The following is a 15,573-nucleotide window of genomic DNA, read 5'->3' as shown; positions in this document are numbered from 1 at the left end:
GCCGGCCATGACCTATTTCCTTCCGAATTCGCGTACACCGGACGATAGCAAGGCCGGTCGGCAGCAGGCTGCCAGGGCGTCACGGGCCGCGACGCTCGTCGCCCGGTTGCAGGCGATGCAGAAGCAGATCAATGCCAAGCATTTTGCCGTCCTGCGTCTGAATGGAAATAGCCTGCCATCGGCCCGCAAGCTGAACTGCGTCATCGATAACTGGGGTGCAACATCCGAGGCTACCGCGCACGAACTGGTCACCGCCTACGGTGCCGACATGCTCGCGCATCTGGATGCCTCGCTGCTCCCGGTGCTGTGGAATGGCACGGGCGAGCATCAGGCGGCCGAGGCGGGTGACTTTGTCCGCTTCACCCATCGATTCCCCACGCGCCTGCTTCCCTATTCCGGCATCGCTTTCCCGGTCCGGCTCGGGGCACAGGGCAACGGTTATGTCATCTTCACCGGCAGCTATATCGACCTGACGAGCGAGGTGATCATCGATCTGCACGGCCGTAGCTGCCAGATCATGACCGACCTTCTGGCCGCCGACGAGCGCCGGATGCCGCCTTCTGAAATGCTCAGCGACCGCGAGATCGGTTGCCTGCAGATGGCCGGGGACGGCTATATCAGCGAAGAAATCGCCGAAAAAATGGGACTGTCGGTCCATACCGTCAATGCCTATCTCGGCGCGGCGACGACCAAGCTGGATTCGGTCAACAGAATCCAGGCGATCGCGAAGGCCATCCGTCTCGGTTACATCAGCTGAAGCATGTCGCGCAGAAACGCACAGCGGTTTTGCGGTAACGACATGCGATAAGACAATAAGCGAAGAGATTGGTTTCGGCCATCATGGCCGCAGATCCGTGCCTCAGCCCGCCATCGCGGTGGGATAGGATCGAACGAACTTGGCTGCATTCAGGCTGTGCGCCAGGAAAGCCGTGTTCTCATCGGGGTCGCTGGAAGGCGTCTGGAAGTTGATGTGGTTGATCTCGAGGCCGGCTGTGTCCTTGCCGAGCGCGAGCTGTGCATAGACCGTGACGCCGTCCGGCTTCAATTCCAGATCCAGCGTGATTTCCGGCTGCGTATCCCAGTCCAGCTTGTAATTGCCACCGATTCCGAAATTCACCGTGCCGGGCAGAAAATAGAGTTCGGCAGCGGACGAGACCAGATCGGCCAGGCTCGCATGCGATTCAAACCGCAGCAGCGCAATGAAGTCGGCTGCATCGATCAGCCGCAATTCCGTCGCCACCGGACGAATCGCTTCGGCTACAATTTTCTCGCGTTGTTCGGAATATTCGCATTTTTTCATCGGGATTACGTCATCCGTTTCGTTTCGGCTGCGTTGCATAGACCCGGTGAATGAGTTCGGCGACTGCCTTGTAAAACACCGGTGGAATCACACTATCCACCGAGACTTGCGCAAACATTGAGCGTGCGAGAGGCGGATCTTCGAAAACCGGAATGCCGTTCTCCTCCGCCATTTCACGAATTTTGAGCGCGACCAGGTCCTGACCCTTGGCAACAACCACCGGCGCATCGCCTTCCTCGCGCACGTAACGCAGCGCGACGGCATAGTGGGTCGGGTTTGCAATCACCAGCGTGGCGCGGGGAACCGACGTGATCATGCGCCGGCGCGCCCGGTCGCGGGCAATGGAGCGAAGCCGCGCCTTGACGATCGGATCGCCCTGCGACTGCTTCAGTTCTTCCTTGACCTCCTGCTTCGTCATCCTGAGCTCGGTGTGCCAGTGGTGTCGCGTCCAGAAAAAGTCCGCGATGGCAATGATTGCGGTGGCGATTAGGATGACGATCATGATCTGATTAAGATCGTCGGACATGGTCGCGAAGATCGTCAACGGATCGGAAAACATCGATTCTAGCGACGCGTAGTAGTCGTTCCACAGGACGAGAACGATGACGACCGAGACGATCAGGATTTTGAACAGCGCCTTGGCGAACTCGACGAGACCCTGGATGCCATAGATGCGCTTGAACCCGGAAACGGGCGAAATTCGTTCCATCTTCGGCGCGATGCGGTCGAGGACCGGCGTGGGCAGGTTCTGCAAGACGGACGAACCGATACCGAAAACGATCACCAGGATGAAGAACGGGATCAACAGTGCGCCTGCCTTGGAAAACAGGTGCGTGATCAATGCGACGACATCAGTTGACGTTTCGATGCGCCACGCCTCCGGCTGCTCGAAGATATCCTTGAGCGATTCGGCGACGACGGTGAAACCCTGGGGCAGGAAGAAAACGATGAAGATGTAGATGGCCGCGACCGAGGCAAACATGGTCACTTCGCGCGAAAACGGCGTATTGCCTTTCTCGATTGCGTCGGAGATTTTTTTCTCGGACGCGTCTTCTGTTTTACTGTCCTTGTCCTGATCGTCCGACATCGGAAGAAGACCTCACGCGCTGCGTCTTCGTTGCGGAGACGAACCGATCGCCCGGGTCTTTGCGACCGGCATCATTCGCTCCACGACGGCTAAGCCGTCGGGACCGTTGTGAGCCGAGGTTTCAGGGCATGCAAGGGGACAGGGCACCGAAATGCCGGCGCTTCACAGAAACTCGCGGGAATCCGGGAGGATTTGAGGTGCGGATCAGGCTGCGACCGCAGCCTTTTCCTTCAGCTCGATCTGGCCGCTGGCGGCAAGACGGATGGCTTCCTGGGTGATCGAGCGGCGGGCAATCGCGATATCGCGCGGATTGATGCCGGCATCGCCGGAAGCGAGATCCGATTCGATCATGCGGCGCTGGCGAGCGCCGATCGAGGCAAGCACCGCCTCGCGCAGGTCCATGCTGGAGCCGCGCAGCGCCATGGTGATGATGTCGCCGGAAACGTCGTTGAACAGCTGAACGCGGCTGCGCTGCGGCATGAGCAGGACGTCGTCGAACAGGAAGATCTTCGGACGGACCTTCTTGACCGATTCGGTGTTGATCGATTCGAGCGATGCGAGCAGCGTATCGACCTGAGTCTTCTCCAGCTCGTTCATGACCTCGGCGATCTTGATCGAGCCGGTCGAATTGCGATCGGCTTCGAGTTCGCGGATCAGCTCCATGACGCGGGTCTCGATGATCTGTGCAGCCTTCGGGCTGACATTCTTCATGTTGACGGCGCGGTTGATAATGTCGGCGCGATCGGTTTCCGGCAGCTGCAGCAGAACCTTGGCGCCGAAGGTCGATGGCATCATCGACAGGACGTAGGCGATCGTCTGGGCATGTTCCTTGCCGAGGCTCTGGGCGACGGCGACCGGATCGGAATCCTGCAGGCGATCCCAGATATTGGCTTCGTAGGAGGCAAAGGCGGTGCGGCGGCCGAGCAGCCCGTCGACTTCATCCGGCGTCAGGCCTTCTTCGAGAATGCCTTCGATCGCCTTGGCGTTGTCCATCAGGCCGGCGCCTTCGGTGAACAGGTCCTCGAACTCGTTCACCAGGATTTCAAGTTCGTGGGGCGGGATCGAACGGAGCGACTGGGCAGCGGCGATAATGCCCTGCAATTCGCTCTGGGTGAAGAATTTCAACAGTTTGCCGGCAACGGGCTTGCCCATCGCAAGCAGAACGGCTGCGGCCTTGTCCATCTGGGAGAGGGGCTTGGAAACCGCCGTACTTTCAAAACTGTCAAAATCCATCATGGATCGATCCTCATGACCCTAACCGGGTTCAAACTTTACTGGTACCCTTGATTTCGATGAGTTTAACACCGAAACGTGTCTCGTCTTCCTCGAGAACCGTGATCTCGCCGCGGCCGATGACCCTGCCGTTGACGACGATCTCGACCGGTTCGCCGATTCGCCGATCCAGCGCGATCGTTGCGCCTTCCGTCAGATTCATAAGACCCGAAACTTGCATGCGGCTGGAGCCGAGGACGATCTGGACATCGATCGGGATGTCCATGATCAGGTCCATGTTGGCATTCATGCCACTGCCTGGCTCGCTGGCCGGCCGATCCTCGAAGCTGCTGCCGCCGAAATCGCTGCCGCCGAACGAACCGGTGTCGAATGAGGAGGATGCTGAACCACTATCGAGATCGCCGAAGCTCGTGGCGCCGAAATCACCGCCGAAGCTGTTGAGGTCGCCATCCGTGCTGCCGAATTCGCTGCCGAAATCCGATGTTTCGCCGAGCGTCGATGTCGCGCCGAAGTCCATGCCGAAATCGGTCTTCGGCGTGGTGCCGGCGGCGTCGTTTTGCAGGACGCCACGCAGATCGTCGATCGCCTGATCAAGCTCGGCGTCGCCGGCGTTCAGGATCGTCTGGTCGTCAATTGGTGCTTTCTTCGTAGCCATGTGCAAACTATTCCAGTTGAAACTTGCCCCAACCATGTTGCCGGGTAAGGCAGGGGATTTTTAACTCATGAGATGATGGAGAATGTCGCTCTCCGAACCTTGGGTATCCTTGATCCGGACCGTGTATTTGGTGCCGGACCGGCCGAACTCGCAGATGTACATGTCACGGCCGTTGGCATTGACCTCGACGCGCACATCCCTGGCGTCCTGGAAGGGAATGACGTCGCCCGGCTGCAGGCGGCTGATCGTGTCGAGCGTAAGGCTCTGCAGGTTGACGCGTGCCTCCAGCGTCACCGTCGAGCGACGGACCTGCTGTTCCAGCTGCTCGCCCCAGGCGGTCTTGGCCTTGCGCGCCTGGCCGACACCCTTCGGGAAAACGATGTTGGTCTTGAGGAGAATCTGCTGTGGCACGATGATCGAAAAGGTCGACAGAACCGGGCCAAGGCCCATCGTGACATTGATGCAGGCGGCGTAGGGATCGGTTGCTTCCGGGTCCGCTGCCGGCCGCTGGCTGGCATTGTAGGGTCGGCTCAGGGTCGGTTCGAAACCGCCGGGCGCGTTGACGGCCGATTTCAGCACTTCCGCGATCTTCTCGAAGACCATTGTCGCGACATCAAGCTCGATGGTGGACAGGTTGCGCGGCTTTGGCTCCTCGATGCCGGTCGGCGGTGCGCCGAGCAGCACTTCCATCAACGTGATGATGACGGGGCTGTCGCAGCTGATGATGAAATCCGGGCACCAGTTGCGCAGGGTCGTGTCGCACAGCGCCACGCCGTTGCCGAGCCTGGCGATCAACTCGGATTTCAGGCCGGTGTCGAAGCCGGCATAGCCGATCTCGATATCCAGACCTGTCTCGTTCTGGAAGATATCCGGCAGAAATTCGGTGAAGACCTGCCCGAGGTCGGCACAGAGCTTGCCGATCGTCTTGTTGTCGCCCAGCGCGCCTGTCATGCGGGCGAGCAGCTTGCGGTCGAAGGTGTAGACGTTGTTTTCCAAAGCCGATGTCATCCGATCAAGCCGCCTTGCTTTCGCCGCCGCCGCCCGGGTTCATCATTTCCTGCTCGACCGAATCGATCGACGGACGCTCGTAAGCCGAGATGGTCTTGCGGCCGTATTCGAGCGCAACCTGGGGAACCGAGCCGTTCATGTAGGCCAGCAGCGTCTGCTTGACGATGATGTAGAGGCGGTTTTGCTTTTCGCGCACCGACTTGACGTTGGCGATGACCGGAGCCACGACGCAGTAGGATAGGAAGATGCCGAGCATGGTTCCGACGAGGGCGGCTGCGATCTTGCCGCCGAGAACTTCAGGCGATTCCGAGATGGCGCCCATGGCCTTGATGACGCCGAGAACGGCCGCGACGATACCGATGGCGGGGAAGGCGTCGCTCATGGTGGTGAGCGCGTTGTACACCTTCATCTTGTCATGGGTGATCGTGTTGATTTCCTCGTCCATCAGCGCTTCGATCTCATGGCTGCGGGCATTGCCGATGATGATCAGGCGAACGTAGTCGCAGATGAAGGCCGTCAGTTCCTTGTTCTTCAAAACGGTCGGCGCCGACTGGAAGATCGAGGATTCATCGGGATTGTCGATGTGGCTTTCGATCTCGTTGCGTGACTTGGTGCGCAGGTCGCGCATCAGGCTGTAGAGAACGCCGAGCGTATCGAGATAGTTGCGCTCCTTGGGAACCTTGTGGGCGAAGGCTTCACCGAGCGCCTTGCCGGTGTCCTTCAGCACTTTCATCGAGTTCGCCATGACATAGCCGCCAAGGCCTGCACCGCCGATGATGACGAGCTCGAACGGCTGGTTCAGAACTTCCATATGGCCGCCCATGGCGATGAAGCCGCCGAGAATACAGCCTATGGTCAAGACGAGACCGATGATGATGTTCATTGAGATACCTGCCGCAATGATGGATTTTCGACGGTAGAGTTAGGCCTCCAGCCTTGCGTGAGGCTGGCTGTTTGGCCCCGATTACCGCCTTTGCGTGCAAACAGGTTCGCGCAAGCAAGCTGCGGCAATTTCCGTTCGATCGGCGCTATCCGCGCCATTTCTAATGGATGAACGGGGAAACGTCGTGACGACGACCTATACCAGCTACCAGATGATAGCAGGCAACCTGTCCAAATCGCTGGAACGGGTGTCCGCACAGCCGGATGTCGCCCGCGAGACCGAATATTACCTGAAGAACATCGGCAACGTGAAAACGATCGATGATTTCTTCGCCGACACGCGACTTTATAATTACGCGATGAAGGCGCATGGCCTCGAAGACATGGGCTACGCCAAGGCGTTCATGCGCAAGGTGCTGACCGAGGGCATCGACACCGACGAAGCCTTCGCCAAGCAGCTCACCGACAGCCGCTACACCGACCTGGTCGAATCCCTCAACTTCGCCCGTCAAGGCACGACAGCGACATCCTTCGACAAAGCGCAGAAGGGCGTTGCCGACAAATATGCCCGCCAGACGCTCGAACAGAATGCGGGTCAGGAAAACTCCGGTGTGCGTCTGGCGCTGTATTTCGAACGCATGGCGCCGTCCATCACCAATGCCTATGGTCTTCTGGCCGACAACGCCTTGGCAGAGGTGACGCGCACGCTGCTGCAGATGCCCGTCGAATTTGCCGCTTCCCATATCGACAAGCAAGCCGAAACGATCGAAAAGAACATCAATCTCAAGGATTTCAAGGATCCGGCCAAGCTGACGAAGCTGCTTGAGCGTTTCACGGCACTTTGGGAAATCAACAATTCCTCAGACCCCTATGACCCGCTCGCCGTCTTCGGCTCGTCGAGCGGCTACGGCATTTCCTCCGATCTTCTTCTTTCCATCAATACGCTGAAACTCGGGGGACGCTGATATGCAAACCGGTCTTTACGTTGCTGTCTCCTCGCAGATGGCGCTTGAAAAGCGCATGAATACGTTGGCCGACAACGTCGCCAATTCGACGACTGTCGGCTTCCGTTCGACCGAGGTGAAATTCAACCAGGTCCTGGGCGACACGCAGCCGACGAAGGTGTCCTTCGTCTCCGAAGGCCAGGAGTTCCTGAATACCAACAATGGCGGCCTGACCCGCACCGGCAACCAGCTCGATTTCGCCGTCAAGGGCGAAGCGTGGTTTTCGATCGATACGCCCGGTGGCGCAGCACTGACCCGCGACGGTCGCTTCACGGTGACGGACGGTGGCGAACTCGTCACGCTCAAAGGCTATCCGGTGCTTGACGCCGGCGGCGCACCGATCCAGCTCAATACGCAGGCGGGCGACATCAAGGTCGGCGCTGACGGTGCCATTCAGCAGAACGGCACCCAGATCGCAGCGCTCGGCCTTTATGAAGCCGATTTCAGCAACGGCTTTTCTCGCTACGACAACAGCTCCGTCATCCCGAATTCGCAGCCCGAGCCGGTCGTTGACCGCATGGATGTCGGCGTGATGCAGGGTTATGTCGAGGAATCCAACGTCAATCCCGTCCAGGAAATGTCCCAGCTCATCATGGTGTCGCGCGCGTTCGAAAATATCACCGCGCTGTTGCGTGATAGCGAAGGCTCGCTCGACGAAGCAATCAAGACGCTTGGCGGCAGCAAGTAACAGTTACCGATCTTCACAAACGACTGACGCCAACCCGCTGATGCTCCCCGGAGCAGGGTCAGGCAGACGGCAGGAGCCGGAATGCAGAACGAGACGATCCAGATCCGAAATTCCTCGACCTCGCTGGCCGCGCTTGCCGGCCTTGTCGGGCGTTATTCCAATCCGGAATTCTCGATCGCCCCCGGTGGCCATGTCCAGTCGATTTCGGCAGGGTATTATACGGTCAGTGGCCTTTCCCGGCATGTACGCCTTGGTGACTTCGTCGCCCACAAGAGTTCGACAGGCACCCATCTCGGCGAAGTCGTCAAGGTCGAGCAGGAAACCGTTGTGGTCTGCCCGATCGAACCGGGCGATCCGATCGGCATCCACGACACAGTCATCCGCAAGGGCGCCTTCCGTATCGCGCCGACCGCATCTTGGTGCGGCCGCACGATCAATTCTCTGGGCGAACCGATCGACGGAGGCGGGCCGCTGCTGCAGGGCGATATCCGCCGCCCGATCTCCAACACAGCGCCGCCCTCAATGACCCGCAAGCGCGTCGAGCATGGATTCCGCACCGGCGTGCGCGCCATCGACATCTTCTCGCCGCTCTGCCTCGGCCAGCGCCTCGGCGTTTTCGCCGGCTCTGGTGTCGGCAAGTCCACGCTGCTGTCGATGCTCGCTCGCGCCGATGCCTTCGACAAGGTTGTCATCGCGCTGGTCGGCGAACGTGGTCGTGAAGTGCGCGAATTCATCGAGGACACGCTCGGCGACAACCTGGCGAAATCCGTTGCCGTCGTCGCCACCAGCGACGAAAGCCCGATGCTGCGCAAAATGGCGCCGCTGACGGCCGTCACCATCGCCGAGCACTACCGCGACCAGGGTGACAATGTTCTCCTGATCGTCGACAGCGTTACCCGTTTCGCCCATGCCATCCGCGAAGTCGCGACCGCTTCCGGCGAGCCGCCGATCGCGCGCGGCTATCCGGCTTCCGTCTTCACCGAACTGCCGCGCCTTCTGGAGCGTGCAGGTCCGGGCGCCGAAGGTGCCGGCACGATCACGGCGATCATCTCAATTCTGGTGGACGGCGACAATCATAACGACCCGATCGCCGACTCGACGCGCGGTATCCTTGACGGCCATATCGTCATGGACCGCAGCCTGGCCGAAGAGGGCCGTTATCCGCCGGTCAATCCGCTGGCGTCGGTCTCCCGTCTGGCGCGCAAGGCTTGGACGCCGGATCAGGAAAAGCTGGTTTCACGGCTGAAGTCGCTGATCCACCGTTTCGAGGAAACCCGCGACCTGCGCCTGATCGGTGGTTACAGGCCTGGTAGCGATCCGGATCTCGACATGGCGATCAAGCAGGTGCCGGTGATCTACGACATTCTCAAGCAGACGCCAGGCGAAAAGCCGGCCTTTGATGCATTTACCGATCTGGCGAATGCGCTGAAGGCGGCAGCCGGCATGGGTAGTAATCCAGGGACCGTGCAGAACACGCGGGCGAGGGGGTAACGGTGACTGATTACGACGCCGACGAAATCGTGCCGCAGCGCAAGCGGACGGAACGCACGCCGATCATCGACAAGGCGCTGGGCGCGACCGGTATTGCGCTCGCTGCACTTGCTACCTTCTTCCCTTGGTATGCCTTCCTGCATCAGGACAAGTTCTCGATGCCGACGCTTTGGCAGGGCACGACCCAGGAAATGCCGGCCGGCAACGGCGGGCAGGCTTCACCGGTCGCTTCGCTGAACCGCGATGCGGATACGCAGGCCGCCCTCGACCAGCTGACGACAGCAACGGTCCCGGGCGAAATAAAGAAGCCCGGCGGCGAAGACGACCGCGAGCAGCCGTTCCCGGCCGCGACGGGCTTCCGTCTGATGCACGTCGCCAACGGCCGTGCGCTGATCGAAGACAGCAGCGGCATGTATATAGTCAAAATCGGTTCGACCCTGCCGGACAACAGTCGACTGGCAACATTGGAACAGCGCGACGGGCGCTGGGTGATGATCACCTCCAAGGGCGATATCTATAGGGCTGAGTGATCGCGCGATCCTTGATCGCCGACAGCCCCTGTGTCCGCATGCGCCTTCCGGCCGTGCGGAGCAGCATGGTTCATGATGCGCCAGATCCTTTCCCGTTCTCAAAATTCCGGTTTTCGGACACCAATGCGGGGCACGCGACAGCCGTCCCTGCAGCATTCACGGCCGTTGCCGTCTTTTCACCATCCGCATCAGTCCCACGCAAGATTGCTTCCCTAGGTTCGGGAGCAACAAGCATGGAGTCGCATGATGCAACCTATACAGCTTTTTGATCTCGCGTCCCGGCAGGCGCAATGGCTGGCAGTTCGCCAGAACGTCGTGGCCGGGAATATCGCAAACGCCAATACGCCGCACTACGCCGCCAAGGACGTCAAGCCGTTCCAGAGCGTGATGCAGGAAACCGGCTTCCAGATGGCCGCGACCAACCCGGCCCATTTCACTCAGAGCCCGATGGCGGCTCAGGTGACAGAAACCAGCATGATCGACGATGCACAGGTCGAGCAGTCGGGCAACAGCGTCCAGCTGGAAAGCGAACTGATGAAAACCGGTGAAATCAAGCGCGACTACGAGCTCAATACCGGTCTCGTGAAGGCGTTTCACCGGATGATGCTCATGACGGTACGGAAATAACGGCCATGGATCCTCTGGTTTCAGCTCTCAAGGTGTCAGCCACCGGTCTCGAAGCGGAATCGACGCGCCTGCGCGTCGTTTCGGAAAACATCGCCAACGCCCGTTCGACCGGCGATGCGCCGGGCGCGGATCCTTACCGCCGCAAGACGGTCAGCTTCGCTGCGGAAATCGACCGGATCAGTGGCGCATCCACCGTTGAGGTCCAGCGGCTCGGCACCGACGATTCGAACTTCACCATCGAGTTCGATCCGGGCAATCCGGCCGCAGACGACAAGGGCATGGTCAAGCTACCGAACGTCAACGTTCTCATCGAGATGGCCGACATGCGGGAAGCGAACCGCTCTTATGAGGCCAATCTCCAGACCACGCGCCAGGCCCGTGATCTGATTTCCGCAACCATCGACCTTCTGAAGGCTTCGCAATAATGATCGACGCAATCAAGACCATCAGCGCCGCGATCTCCTCGGTTCAGGACGTCGCCTCCTCCTCGAGCACCGCATCGGCGCAGAGCATTTTCGGCGGCGCGGCCGCCGCCGGCCAGACCCAGAGTTTTGCCGACGTCATGAGCAGCATGGCCACCGACATGGTCGGCAGCCTGCAGAAGTCGGAAGCGGCCTCGATCCAGGGCATCCGTGGAGAAGCCAATACCCGCGAAGTCATCGACGCCGTCATGAATGCCGAACAGTCGCTGCAAACCGCCATCGCCATCCGCGACAAGGTGGTCAGCGCCTATCTCGAAATCGCACGTATGCCGATCTAAAGGACAGATACAATGAAGGCTCTCTCGATCGCCGCGACCGGCATGAATGCGCAGCAGCTGAACCTGGAAGTGATCGCGAACAACATCGCGAACATCAATACCACCGGTTACAAGCGTGCGCGGGCGGAGTTCTCCGATCTCCTGTACCAGACCGAACGCGCCCAGGGCGTGCCGAACCGCGCCAACCAGGCCATCGTTCCGGAAGGCGCGATCGTCGGTCTCGGCGTACAGACATCCGCCGTGCGCAACCTGCATCTGCAGGGCAGCCTGATCTCCACCGGCAACGATCTCGACCTCGCGCTGGTCGGTCGTGGCTGGTTCCAGATCGAGACGCCGGATGGCGAAACGGCCTATACCCGCGCCGGCGCTTTCAACACCAATGATACGGGCCAGCTCGTGACCATCGACGGTTACACGGTCGCCCCGGCCATCACGGTTCCGCCGAATGCGAGCGAGATCACTGTTTCCACCTCTGGCGAAGTCTTCGCCAAGATCGACGGCAGCTCCATCCCGACATCCATCGGTCAGCTGACCATCGCCAACTTTGTCAACGAAGCCGGTCTCGAGCCGCAGGGCGACAACCTCTTCAAGGAAACGCCAGCCTCCGGCACCCCTGTCATCGGTACGCCGGCCGATCCGGGCTACGCCCAGATCAAGCAGAAGTATCTCGAAGCGTCGAACGTCGATCCGGTGAAGGAAATTACCGACCTGATCTCCGCCCAGCGCGCCTATGAAATGAACTCGAAGATCATCCAGGCCGCCGACGAAATGGCCGGCACGGTCAGCAAGAACCTGAGATAATAGAGGGAATGGCAAACATGACGTTCCGCCGGACTGCCAAAGCATCGATCCCGGCCGGCATCGCCACCCGCAGGGGACTTCTCCTGCGGACGCTGGCCGTCGCCGGTTCCATCTGCGCATGCCTGATGTCCGCGGATGCGGCCCTTGCCGAACAACGCATGGCGGTCATTCCCACGCAGACGATCTATCCCGGCGAAGTCATCGCCGCCAATCAGTTGCAAGCGGTCGAGGTTACCAATCCGGCACTCACCGGCAACTACGCCACGTCGCTCGACCAGGTCACCGGCAAGGTAACCAGCCGGACACTGCTCGCCGGCCGCGTCATTATTGTTTCCGGATTGCGTGATCCCTACGCTGTCGAGCGCGGCAAGGCGGTGCGGCTTGTCTTCACCAATGGACCGCTGACCATCACGGCCGGCGGCGCTCCGCTGGACAATGCTGCGATCGGCGATCTCATCCGGGTTCGCAACACCGATACCGGCGTCATCGTCTCCGGCACGGTGATGGAAGACGGCACAATTCATGTGGTGGCAAAATGATCTTTCGTTTCGGCAAATGGTGCCTGGCATGTCTGGCGGTGCTGGCGATGGCAATCGCGCCGGCCGAAGCCGCGTCGCGCATCAAGGACATCGCCTCGCTGCAGTCGGGTCGGGAAAACCAGTTGATCGGCTATGGTCTCGTCGTCGGCCTGCAGGGCACCGGCGACAGCCTGCGCTCCTCGCCGTTCACCGAGCAGTCGTTGCGGGCAATGCTGCAGAACCTCGGGATCTCGACGCAGGGTGGTGAATCCCGTTCGCAGAACATCGCAGCGGTGCTCGTAACCGCCAACCTGCCGGCCTTTGCCAGCCCCGGCAGCCGCATCGATGTTACGGTCGGTTCGCTCGGCGACAGCACGTCGCTGCGCGGCGGTACGCTGGTCATGACTTCCCTTTCCGGCGCGGATGGCCAGATCTATGCAGTCGCGCAAGGCTCCGTCGTGGTTACCGGCTTCAGTGCCCAGGGCGACGCGGCATCGGTGACGCAGGGCATCACCACGTCGGGCCGCGTCCCGAACGGCGCCATCATCGAGCGTGAGTTGCCGGCAAAATTCAAGGATGGCTTCAATCTGGTTCTCCAGTTGCGCAATCCGGACTTCTCCACCGCTGTCGGCATGGCGGCCGCGATCAACCGGTTCGGAAAGACGCAGTTCGGCGGCAGCATTGCCGAAGCACGCGACTCGCAGACCGTCGTGATCGACAAGCCGAAGATGGCCGACCTGTCACGGTTGATGGCCGACATTGAAAACCTTGTGGTCGAAACCGATGTGCCGGCCCGTGTCGTGATCAACGAACGCACCGGAACGATCGTCATCGGTCAGGATGTCCGGATCAACCAGGTTGCTGTCAGCTATGGCACGCTCACCGTGCAGGTCTCGGAAACGCCGACGGTCGTCCAGCCGGAGCCCTTCTCGCGCGGTGAAACCGCTATCGAGCCCAACACGACGATCGAGGCCTCGCAGGACGGCGGTACGGTTGCCATCCTCAATGGGTCGAACCTGCGCTCGCTGGTTGCCGGGCTCAACAGCATCGGCGTGAAACCGGACGGAATCATTTCCATTCTTCAGGGCATCAAGACTGCCGGTGCCCTTCAGGCGGAGCTCGTATTGCAATGACCGTGCATAGCATCCTTGGCCCATCCAACAGCCTGCGTCGCCGTCTCGTGATGATCGCAGCCGCCGGCACCATGCTGGCCATGCCCGGCGCGTTCGCCCAGGAAGTGGCGGCACCCGCGACGGGACTGCCCGCAAACAGCGACGAAATCCAGCAGTTCTGCACAAACATCGCCGACAAGGCGCGCGACCAGCGCTATCTCCTCCAGAAGAAGAACCTGGAAGACTTGCAGGCGGAAGTCGATGCCCGAATCGTCAAGCTCGAGGAGCGACGCGCGGAATACGAAGACTGGCTGAAGCGCCGCAACGATTTCCTCAAGCAGGCCGAACTCGGCCTGGTCGATATCTACAAGACCATGAAGGCTGACGCCGCCGCAGGACAGCTTGAACTGGTCAATCCCGCGATTGCAGCAGCCATCGTCATGAAGCTGCCACCGCGCCAGTCGAGCCTGATCCTCAGCGAGATGACCAGCGAAAAAGCGGCCGTCCTGACGAACATCATTTCCAGCGCCAGCGATTCTCAGACATCAAAGGAACCGTCATGAAATATCCTCTCCCGGTTCTTCTTGCCGCCAGTGTCGTGCTGAGTGGATGCACAAACCAGACATTCAACGAAATCGGCAGGGCGCCTTCGATGAGCCCCATCGGCAGCGGGCTGCAATATGCCCAGACGCCGCAGATGGCGATGTATCCCAAGGAGCCGCGCCAGATTGCCAATGGCTATTCGCTTTGGAGCGACAACCAGGCGGCGCTCTTCAAGGATGCGCGCGCCCTCAAGGTCGGCGACATCCTCACCGTCGACATCCGCATCGACGACCGGGCGTCGTTCGACAACAATACCGAACGCAGCCGCACCAATGACAGCGGCTTCAATATCGGCGCGAATGGAAATTCGCAGACCAGCGATTTCGGCTGGAAGGGCGGTCTCGATTACGGCTCGAACACGAAGTCTAAGGGCGAAGGCACGACGGAGCGGTCCGAAAAGCTGGTCCTGCTCGTCGCGGCCGTCGTCACCGGCGTGCTGGAAAACGGCAACCTGCTGATCAGCGGTTCGCAGGAAGTCCGGGTCAACCACGAAATCCGTATCCTGAACGTCGCCGGTATCGTGCGGCCTTACGACGTCGATGCGAAGAACATGATCTCCTACGACAAGATCGCCGAAGCGCGCATCTCCTATGGCGGTCGCGGCCGCCTGACGGAAGTGCAGCAGCCGCCATGGGGCCAGCAGGTCATGGATATCGTCTCGCCGATCTGACGCGGCTGTATTGCCGCCGGCGTCGCGGCTTGCTCTTGATGGATTTGGAAGATGGAAGAAGAGACAGCCCACGCGGCACCGAAAAAATCCTCGCCGATTATCCTCATCGCGGCACTCGCGGTGCTGACGCTGGTTGCCGGCGGTGGCGGCTGGGTCGTCGGTGGCATGCTGGCGCCCAAGCCGGTCACCGCCGAGGAAGCCAAGCTGATCGAACAGGCAAAGGCCGCCATCGCCAGCAAGGAAGCCGCTGAAAAGCCGGCGGGCGGCGAGCATGGCGGTGCGAAGAAGGATGAGGGATTACCGTTGATCGCGACGGAAGCCAACGGTGTCGTCCAGCTCGATCCGATCACCACCAACCTGGCCTATCCCTCCGAAAACTGGGTCCGGCTTGAGATCGCCCTGCTTTTCAAGGGTACCCCCGACGTCACGCTCTCCACGCAGATCCACCAGGATATCGCCGCCTATCTGAAGACGGTGTCACTGCAGCAGATCCAGGGACCGCGCGGCTTCCAGTATCTCAAGGATGACATCGAGGAACGGGTTGACCTTCGCTCGGAAGGGCGCGTAACCAATGTGATCTTCAGGACTTTCGTCATCCAATGAT

Annotated in this window: 20 protein-coding genes; 14 read left to right on the top strand and 6 right to left on the bottom strand. The window is 60.4% G+C overall.

Features of this window, described 5'->3' with window-relative positions; genetic code table 11:
• Positions 1-7: 7 nt before the first annotated feature.
• Positions 8-757 (top strand): transcriptional regulator VisR, encoded by a 750-nt coding sequence (gene visR, locus ASG68_RS02690; RefSeq protein WP_062583375.1) that lies wholly within the window; start codon positions 8-10, stop codon positions 755-757.
• A 102-nt stretch (positions 758-859) separates the two neighbouring features.
• On the opposite strand, the gene ASG68_RS02685 is transcribed toward visR, so the two are convergent.
• From ASG68_RS02685 to motA, 6 genes are all read right to left on the bottom strand, one after another.
• Positions 860-1,306, bottom strand: coding sequence for a hypothetical protein (locus ASG68_RS02685; RefSeq protein ID WP_200943261.1), 447 nt, complete (start codon positions 1,304-1,306; stop codon positions 860-862).
• A 4-nt stretch (positions 1,307-1,310) separates the two neighbouring features.
• Positions 1,311-2,387, bottom strand: coding sequence for a flagellar biosynthesis protein FlhB (flhB, locus tag ASG68_RS02680; protein WP_062583377.1), 1,077 nt, complete (start codon positions 2,385-2,387; stop codon positions 1,311-1,313).
• A gap of 204 nt (positions 2,388-2,591) precedes the next feature.
• Positions 2,592-3,623 carry a flagellar motor switch protein FliG gene (gene fliG, locus ASG68_RS02675; protein ID WP_062583378.1) on the bottom strand — a complete coding sequence of 344 codons (1,032 nt, stop codon included), beginning with the start codon at positions 3,621-3,623 and terminating at the stop codon, positions 2,592-2,594.
• A gap of 28 nt (positions 3,624-3,651) precedes the next feature.
• Positions 3,652-4,275, bottom strand: coding sequence for a flagellar motor switch protein FliN (fliN, locus tag ASG68_RS02670; protein WP_062583379.1), 624 nt, complete (start codon positions 4,273-4,275; stop codon positions 3,652-3,654).
• 60 nt (positions 4,276-4,335) lie between these two features.
• Positions 4,336-5,283 carry a FliM/FliN family flagellar motor switch protein gene (locus tag ASG68_RS02665; protein ID WP_062583380.1) on the bottom strand — a complete coding sequence of 316 codons (948 nt, stop codon included), beginning with the start codon at positions 5,281-5,283 and terminating at the stop codon, positions 4,336-4,338.
• 4 nt (positions 5,284-5,287) lie between these two features.
• Entirely contained in the window at positions 5,288-6,166 is an 879-nt protein-coding gene (motA, locus tag ASG68_RS02660) for a flagellar motor stator protein MotA (protein ID WP_062583381.1), read from the bottom strand.
• A 184-nt stretch (positions 6,167-6,350) separates the two neighbouring features.
• Between motA and ASG68_RS02655 the strand changes: the two genes are divergently transcribed.
• The 13 genes from ASG68_RS02655 (at position 6,351) to ASG68_RS02595 (ending at position 15,572) form a co-directional block, all read left to right on the top strand.
• Positions 6,351-7,130 (top strand): DUF1217 domain-containing protein, encoded by a 780-nt coding sequence (locus tag ASG68_RS02655; protein WP_062583695.1) that lies wholly within the window; start codon positions 6,351-6,353, stop codon positions 7,128-7,130.
• A 1-nt stretch (position 7,131) separates the two neighbouring features.
• The gene (flgF, locus tag ASG68_RS02650) at positions 7,132-7,857 is read left to right on the top strand and encodes a flagellar basal-body rod protein FlgF (RefSeq protein WP_062583382.1); all 726 of its coding nucleotides are present in this window, start codon (positions 7,132-7,134) and stop codon (positions 7,855-7,857) included.
• Between the two features lie 81 nt (positions 7,858-7,938).
• A complete protein-coding gene (gene fliI, locus ASG68_RS02645) occupies positions 7,939-9,348 on the top strand; it encodes a flagellar protein export ATPase FliI (RefSeq protein WP_062583383.1) in 1,410 nt (469 codons plus the stop codon).
• Positions 9,349-9,350: 2 nt separating this feature from the next.
• Positions 9,351-9,878, top strand: coding sequence for a hypothetical protein (locus tag ASG68_RS02640; protein WP_062583384.1), 528 nt, complete (start codon positions 9,351-9,353; stop codon positions 9,876-9,878).
• A gap of 246 nt (positions 9,879-10,124) precedes the next feature.
• Positions 10,125-10,505 carry a flagellar basal body rod protein FlgB gene (gene flgB / locus ASG68_RS02635; protein WP_062583696.1) on the top strand — a complete coding sequence of 127 codons (381 nt, stop codon included), beginning with the start codon at positions 10,125-10,127 and terminating at the stop codon, positions 10,503-10,505.
• 5 nt (positions 10,506-10,510) lie between these two features.
• Positions 10,511-10,930 (top strand): flagellar basal body rod protein FlgC, encoded by a 420-nt coding sequence (gene flgC / locus ASG68_RS02630; RefSeq protein ID WP_062583385.1) that lies wholly within the window; start codon positions 10,511-10,513, stop codon positions 10,928-10,930.
• Entirely contained in the window at positions 10,930-11,265 is a 336-nt protein-coding gene (locus ASG68_RS02625) for a flagellar hook-basal body complex protein FliE (protein WP_062583386.1), read from the top strand. Before flgC ends, ASG68_RS02625 begins: the two co-directional genes overlap by 1 nt.
• Positions 11,266-11,277: 12 nt before the next feature.
• Positions 11,278-12,066, top strand: coding sequence for a flagellar basal-body rod protein FlgG (gene flgG / locus ASG68_RS02620; RefSeq protein ID WP_062583387.1), 789 nt, complete (start codon positions 11,278-11,280; stop codon positions 12,064-12,066).
• A gap of 17 nt (positions 12,067-12,083) precedes the next feature.
• Complete coding sequence (gene flgA, locus ASG68_RS02615; protein ID WP_062583697.1) at positions 12,084-12,605, top strand: flagellar basal body P-ring formation chaperone FlgA; 522 nt, start codon at positions 12,084-12,086, stop codon at positions 12,603-12,605.
• Positions 12,602-13,717 carry a flagellar basal body P-ring protein FlgI gene (locus ASG68_RS02610; RefSeq protein WP_062583388.1) on the top strand — a complete coding sequence of 372 codons (1,116 nt, stop codon included), beginning with the start codon at positions 12,602-12,604 and terminating at the stop codon, positions 13,715-13,717. Before flgA ends, ASG68_RS02610 begins: the two co-directional genes overlap by 4 nt.
• Complete coding sequence (locus ASG68_RS02605) at positions 13,714-14,259, top strand: MotE family protein (protein ID WP_062583389.1); 546 nt, start codon at positions 13,714-13,716, stop codon at positions 14,257-14,259. The genes ASG68_RS02610 and ASG68_RS02605 overlap by 4 nt, the downstream gene beginning before the upstream one ends.
• Positions 14,256-14,969 carry a flagellar basal body L-ring protein FlgH gene (gene flgH, locus ASG68_RS02600; protein ID WP_062583390.1) on the top strand — a complete coding sequence of 238 codons (714 nt, stop codon included), beginning with the start codon at positions 14,256-14,258 and terminating at the stop codon, positions 14,967-14,969. The genes ASG68_RS02605 and flgH overlap by 4 nt, the downstream gene beginning before the upstream one ends.
• Positions 14,970-15,020: 51 nt before the next feature.
• Positions 15,021-15,572: a flagellar basal body-associated FliL family protein gene (locus tag ASG68_RS02595; RefSeq protein ID WP_062583391.1), complete on the top strand. Its 552-nt coding sequence runs from the start codon at positions 15,021-15,023 to the stop codon at positions 15,570-15,572.
• The last annotated feature ends 1 nt before the right edge of the window (position 15,573 follow it).

Source organism: Rhizobium sp. Leaf453 (assembly GCF_001425605.1).
Lineage (GTDB): Bacteria > Pseudomonadota > Alphaproteobacteria > Rhizobiales > Rhizobiaceae > Pararhizobium.
Note: the sequence above shows the minus strand (reverse complement) of the source record. Positions and strands in the feature narration are given on the sequence as shown.

Excerpts from the sequence above, each read along its gene's own strand:
- visR (WP_062583375.1), top strand. The coding sequence starts at position 8 with ATGACCTATTTCCTTCCGAATTCGCGTACACCGGACGATAGCAAGGCC.
- flhB (WP_062583377.1), bottom strand. The coding sequence starts at position 2,387 with ATGTCGGACGATCAGGACAAGGACAGTAAAACAGAAGACGCGTCCGAG.
- fliG (WP_062583378.1), bottom strand. The coding sequence starts at position 3,623 with ATGATGGATTTTGACAGTTTTGAAAGTACGGCGGTTTCCAAGCCCCTC.
- fliN (WP_062583379.1), bottom strand. The coding sequence starts at position 4,275 with ATGGCTACGAAGAAAGCACCAATTGACGACCAGACGATCCTGAACGCC.
- ASG68_RS02665 (WP_062583380.1), bottom strand. The coding sequence starts at position 5,283 with ATGACATCGGCTTTGGAAAACAACGTCTACACCTTCGACCGCAAGCTG.
- motA (WP_062583381.1), bottom strand. The coding sequence starts at position 6,166 with ATGAACATCATCATCGGTCTCGTCTTGACCATAGGCTGTATTCTCGGC.
- flgF (WP_062583382.1), top strand. The coding sequence starts at position 7,132 with ATGCAAACCGGTCTTTACGTTGCTGTCTCCTCGCAGATGGCGCTTGAA.
- fliI (WP_062583383.1), top strand. The coding sequence starts at position 7,939 with ATGCAGAACGAGACGATCCAGATCCGAAATTCCTCGACCTCGCTGGCC.
- flgB (WP_062583696.1), top strand. The coding sequence starts at position 10,125 with ATGCAACCTATACAGCTTTTTGATCTCGCGTCCCGGCAGGCGCAATGG.
- flgC (WP_062583385.1), top strand. The coding sequence starts at position 10,511 with ATGGATCCTCTGGTTTCAGCTCTCAAGGTGTCAGCCACCGGTCTCGAA.
- ASG68_RS02625 (WP_062583386.1), top strand. The coding sequence starts at position 10,930 with ATGATCGACGCAATCAAGACCATCAGCGCCGCGATCTCCTCGGTTCAG.
- flgG (WP_062583387.1), top strand. The coding sequence starts at position 11,278 with ATGAAGGCTCTCTCGATCGCCGCGACCGGCATGAATGCGCAGCAGCTG.
- flgA (WP_062583697.1), top strand. The coding sequence starts at position 12,084 with ATGACGTTCCGCCGGACTGCCAAAGCATCGATCCCGGCCGGCATCGCC.
- ASG68_RS02610 (WP_062583388.1), top strand. The coding sequence starts at position 12,602 with ATGATCTTTCGTTTCGGCAAATGGTGCCTGGCATGTCTGGCGGTGCTG.
- ASG68_RS02605 (WP_062583389.1), top strand. The coding sequence starts at position 13,714 with ATGACCGTGCATAGCATCCTTGGCCCATCCAACAGCCTGCGTCGCCGT.
- flgH (WP_062583390.1), top strand. The coding sequence starts at position 14,256 with ATGAAATATCCTCTCCCGGTTCTTCTTGCCGCCAGTGTCGTGCTGAGT.
- ASG68_RS02595 (WP_062583391.1), top strand. The coding sequence starts at position 15,021 with ATGGAAGAAGAGACAGCCCACGCGGCACCGAAAAAATCCTCGCCGATT.